The following is a 610-nucleotide window of genomic DNA, read 5'->3' as shown; positions in this document are numbered from 1 at the left end:
GGGCAGCGCGTGCATGTCGTGTGGGAAGAGTACGGCATCGATGCCATTTATTTCCTGATGGCGCGCCGCTTCACGGGCGGTCGTCCTGGTGGGGCTCACACGACGCTGACGCTGAAGGAAGACGGCGTCTGGATTCTCGACGCGCATCCGCATTCAGGGCGCAAGCATCGACGCAAGAAGAAAGGCGACGGCCCGCTTTCGCTGGTCGTGACGGACGCAAACGGCAACACGACGGTGACAAAATGATGCGAGAAGTTGAAAAGCGAGTGTCGCGCATGCTGGCCGGCGTGCGCCAGGCGTTTCGCGGCGTGATCAGCGGCGTGAGCACCGACGGCCCTGTTGGCATGGTGCGCGGCGAAGGACTCGCCGGCGAGAACGGTGTCGACGAAGAGCTGTTCCAGCACTACGGATACACCAGTGCGCCGCCGGCCGGCACGATGAAGATCGTCCTGCCGATCGGTGGTAAGACGAGTCACGGTATCGTCATAGCGACCGAGCACGCGCAGTATCGCTTGAAGGCGTTGAAGCCCGGCGAGGTAGCGATCTACACCGACGAAGGCGATTCGATCGTTTTCTCGCGCGGCCGCGTCATCGACATCAAGACGAAGAC

The 610-nt window shown here is 62.3% G+C and carries 1 protein-coding gene and 1 pseudogene; both read left to right on the top strand.

All coding sequences use genetic code 11. The features are described from left to right. A pseudogene (locus WS46_RS36095) lies at window positions 1-246 on the top strand (phage tail protein); the annotation flags it as partial. 29 nt (window positions 247-275) lie between these two features. Beyond that, window positions 276-610, top strand: a 335-nt coding sequence (locus tag WS46_RS18275; protein ID WP_257130008.1) for a phage baseplate assembly protein V, incomplete at its 3' end; no start/stop codon positions are given.

It is taken from the genome of Burkholderia sp. RF4-BP95 (assembly GCF_001521985.1).
Lineage (GTDB): Bacteria > Pseudomonadota > Gammaproteobacteria > Burkholderiales > Burkholderiaceae > Burkholderia > Burkholderia diffusa.
Note: the sequence above shows the minus strand (reverse complement) of the source record. Positions and strands in the feature narration are given on the sequence as shown.